The sequence below is a fragment of the Leptolyngbya sp. FACHB-711 genome (genome assembly GCF_014695615.1).
Classification (GTDB): Bacteria; Cyanobacteriota; Cyanobacteriia; order Elainellales; family Elainellaceae; genus Leptolyngbya_A.
Genome location: NZ_JACJOR010000318.1, coordinates 1 through 4,036 on the forward strand (window position 1 = coordinate 1; position 4,036 = coordinate 4,036).

Sequence of the window (4,036 nt, forward strand, 5' to 3'; positions counted from 1 at the left end):
CGTTTGAACAGGGTAGTTTACGTTAACAGTAACGCTACCTGTCAGGTCAACAACCGGATCGCCTGCCATCCCACCGTACTCAATAACGTAGCCAGCAATCTGACCATTGTTATACAAAAAATCATTCCAGGTACCTTTTTGGGTACCAGTGCCCCAGAAGTGGGCGTGATCTTCGTTTCCGCCGAAATTATTGGGTTCGTTAGATGCCCAATTCGTGTAATAGGAAGACATCAACGTGCCGCTTTCTGGTCCAGTAACCCATTTCCAGGTTCCTTCGGCTTCCTCGTCACTGCCACCAATCCAGCCATTACCACCGAGTTTATTTGTGATGAAAGTGTTTTCGGCAGCAGTTGTAACAGTTGCCAGATAACCTTGTAAGCCAAAATACGTTTGTTGAGCTGCGATATCACGAGCCTGCTGCCAAGTTAATGTACCCGACACATACTCATAGAAGTGCCCGTTGTTAGTATTTGCGAGGTTTTCACCAATTGCAAAGTCGATTTGGCGGCTACCATTGGTTGTGCTGCCGGTGCTGTAATACACGACCTGCTTGAAAGCTGATTCGTACTGTGCGGCTGTTCCACTTCCTGTAAAAGTGAGAGTACCCGTGCTTGTGCTGTAATTCCAACTAATAGAAGTGCCAGCAATCGTTCCACTGGTACTAGTTCCTGCACCCTGAAGACCCAGACGATCGCTTGAAGTGAAGCTGCCTGTACCAAAGCTGACCTTAGCACCAAGTAGGTTGCCAGAAACGCCTGAAATGACTGCGTTAGGAGCAAGCAGTTGAGGTGTAGAGCCATTTGCACTAAGGGAACCCGAGATATCAACGGTTGGACCCAGGATGCCAGCATAAGCTTGTTGAGCTTCAAGGGTGAGCGCAAGTTCAACCGCTACTGCTCCGGTTTGCACATCTAAATTCCAGTTGCCACCCAGAGCGGCATTACCTGTAGGAGTGGCTGAAGCAGCGATGTTTGCTCCTGTTAAAGCATGAAGTTTTTCAATTAGCTCGGTTCCAGCATCTCCGGCAGCAACATTGCAGCCATAAAGAACCAGGGATTGGAGTGACCAGGATTGTAGATCACAGCGGTAGCGATCGAGGGTTGATAAACTAAGTTCGCTGTTGCTGATGAAAAGCGTACCAGGAGCGCCATGAGACACAATGTGCAGACTGGTAACTTGCGGATGCTGCCGCAGCGCTTGGGTAATTTGCTCAATGCCATCTTGTTGAGCGTCAAGCAGAACCGCGATCGACCCTGGTACGACTTCTGCCGCTAGCATTGCAGAATCAGCAACGCTGGCATCAATTACGACTAGGGTTGAACCGAAATTAGCCTGTGCTGGGGAGGATGAGAACGTCTCATTCTTTGCAATGGGAGCGGAAAAAGCCATACATCGATACCTGAAATGCGTAATTAAGGAGAAAAGCGACTGTGAAGAGAAGCAAGTAGCTTTGTAATAAGCTATACCTAATATTCCCGAAGGTACTGTGTCGCTAACACGCTCTATGGTTTCTACTGAGTAAAGGTTTGATGAAGCGCAGTGATGGGGCAATGCAGTGGAACAGTGACTTTGCAGAGAAACAACCAACTCTAGAACGGGCTGTACTCAATGTCTCCGGTTGTGTCGCAAAGACTCTTTTAAAGACAAATGGAAATTGTAATTGAACTTGACCTATCGCTATTGCTAGGTGTAAACCCGCTAACACAACAAGATTGACACGGAGTCATTCATCCACCCACATCCTTGACAATTCCAATGCACCTGAGTCAGGTGAACTAAAGCGACCGCCATCTCACACACAGGACACCGTTCTGTAAAAAGGGGATGGGTATCCAGTAAGTCCAGTTGGTCCGTCAACGTGCGTTGCCTGGGCTGCAAAACCAGCTCCCCGTTATAATAGGCTGCACTGTCTGGCTACCATTGCTCCTCCACTTCATCCAGTGGAGCGATGCGAAGCTGTTCTCCTTGCAGGGTAACTGCCGCAAAGTCACGACATTCCTCTAGCGCCAAACCCGTTGGATGTACGGTGCAGCGCGATAGGGATTGTGGGTATAGAACTCACAGAGCTGACATTGAGGCAGGTAGTAAGAAGCTGGGGAACTGGGCATCAGGCTAATGGGGAATTGGATCATCCGTAGTGTTCCCTACGCTCACGGCTCAAATAACCCCTTTTTCCTGGTGGCAGTTCTGGGAAAGAATCTAACCTTCGAGCAACCAACTTCCCAGAACTGATCGAGGTAATGCTCAGACCCAGCTGCCCGCTCCAGACCTCAGCCTGACGATGAGAGGCTATGCTAGAAGTACAGCATTCGGAGGCATTCCCTTCTTTATTCCATCCCTCGATATTCATGCGCTGATCAATGCTCTGGCAACTGAAGGGGCAGTCTCAGTTCCCCTCCTTACTGAACCAGCAAGGCAAGCCCTTTTGCTAGAGGCACAGCACTTTCACTATGAGCCCGAAATCAAAACTGTAGGAACGGGCGATGCTGTCGTCAGAACAGAATATAGTGCTTGTAATCGTCTTCCCAACAATGGACTGTATCCAGAATTCAAGCAGGCGTTTCAGACCCTGCTCGACCAGGCGTGCGATCGGCTAGATAACTATCCCTTTAGTACTCCCTTGCAATTCACAGAACTGGTTGTGCAACGGTATGAACCAGGACAACTTGGCATTACGCCGCATCGAGATAGTTTGAGAGCGATCAACCTGATTGCCCTTGTGAATCTAGGTGGGCAAGCCGAGTTTTATCGCTGTGATGACCGTCAGAGCACCCATGCTGTTTCGTTAGACGCCACACCTGGTCATGTAATTTTCCTGCGTGCTCCGGGTTTCTTGCATACTTCCGTGCGCCCCTTTCATTTTGTCACCAACGTTCGATCAACTCGCTACAGTTTAGGCTTGCGGCAGCGCAGCGGGAATGGATAGCTAATCAACAAATCGGCTCGACTAATTCTTAGTTCCAGGCATTCTGCATCCCCGAAGTAAGTTAACGTGATATGAAAACTTAATTATGGACTACATCACAGAACTAAAGCACTATTTGGATCAGCAGGGACGCTTAGAGAAATGGCCCTCCAGACGCAATAAAGGACGGTTTCAGCAGCTTGCTCTGGAATATTTAGCCAATCAGTTTGAGCACGACCTTCTGTACAATGAGCAGGAAGTCAATGCTTTACTCAGGCAGCACCACACCTTTAACGATCCAGCCCTGCTACGTCGAGAACTCTTCGATCGAGGTCTAATAGACCGGCTGCGAGATGGGTCTGCTTATTGGCTGAGGTAAATTAGATGGTTCCGTTGCAAAAAGTGATACTCTAAATGAGTTTTTGAGAGAAAACTGCTTCAGCGATCGTGGTCAATCCAATAGCTCCCTTCGCGTAGCGGCACTTTTTGCCTGAAATCATCTTGCTGAACGTCCGTTGGTATTGTCGCTATGCGTTGAGCTACCGAGACTTAGAGGAGCTGATGGTAGAGCGCGCAGTTGAAGTAGATCATACGACGATTTACCGATGGGTGCAGGACTATGCGCTAGAGTTGGACAAACGCATCCGTCCCCACTTGCAGCAAACGAATGATTCATGACGAGTAGACGAAACCTATATTAAAATTCGAGGGGAGTAGAAATACTTGTACCAAGCGGTGGATTCGGAGGGGAATACGCTGGATTTCATGTTGAGTGCGTTCGCGAGATGGAAAGGCTGCTGCCCGCTTTTTACATAAGGTCTTGGGAGCCAAGCACACTCAAACTCCACAGGTGATCACCGTCGATAAAAATGCTGCCTATCCAGTGACAATGGATGAATTGAAGCAAGACAAAACATTGAAAGTCGAGACCAAATTGAGACAAAGCAAATATTTGAATAACATCATTGAGCAGGGCCACCGGAACATAAAGCGGATTGTCAAACCAATGATGGAATTTCAATCGTTCAACACGGCGAGAAGAACGCTGCGTGGGATTGAAACCATAGATATGATTCGCAAAGGGCAAGTGAAAGGGATTAGCCAAGGGGACAGTGTATCTCAAGCAGAATT

At 48.3% G+C, this 4,036-nt stretch carries 3 protein-coding genes and 1 pseudogene; 3 read left to right on the forward strand and 1 reads right to left on the reverse strand.

Annotation, left to right across the window (positions count from 1 at the left end; all coding sequences use genetic code 11):
* The coding region (locus H6F80_RS12905) for a DUF4347 domain-containing protein (RefSeq protein ID WP_190791953.1) at positions 1-1,389 on the reverse strand (1,389 nt) is incomplete at its 3' end.
* 892 nt (positions 1,390-2,281) lie between these two features.
* Here H6F80_RS12905 and H6F80_RS12915 point away from each other — a divergent pair.
* From H6F80_RS12915 to H6F80_RS12925, 3 genes and pseudogenes are all read left to right on the forward strand, one after another.
* Complete coding sequence (locus H6F80_RS12915; protein ID WP_190791954.1) at positions 2,282-2,926, forward strand: hypothetical protein; 645 nt, start codon at positions 2,282-2,284, stop codon at positions 2,924-2,926.
* Between the two features lie 85 nt (positions 2,927-3,011).
* Positions 3,012-3,284 carry a DUF2087 domain-containing protein gene (locus H6F80_RS12920; protein ID WP_190791955.1) on the forward strand — a complete coding sequence of 91 codons (273 nt, stop codon included), beginning with the start codon at positions 3,012-3,014 and terminating at the stop codon, positions 3,282-3,284.
* Positions 3,285-3,391: 107 nt separating this feature from the next.
* A pseudogene (locus tag H6F80_RS12925) lies at positions 3,392-4,036 on the forward strand (IS6 family transposase); the annotation flags it as partial.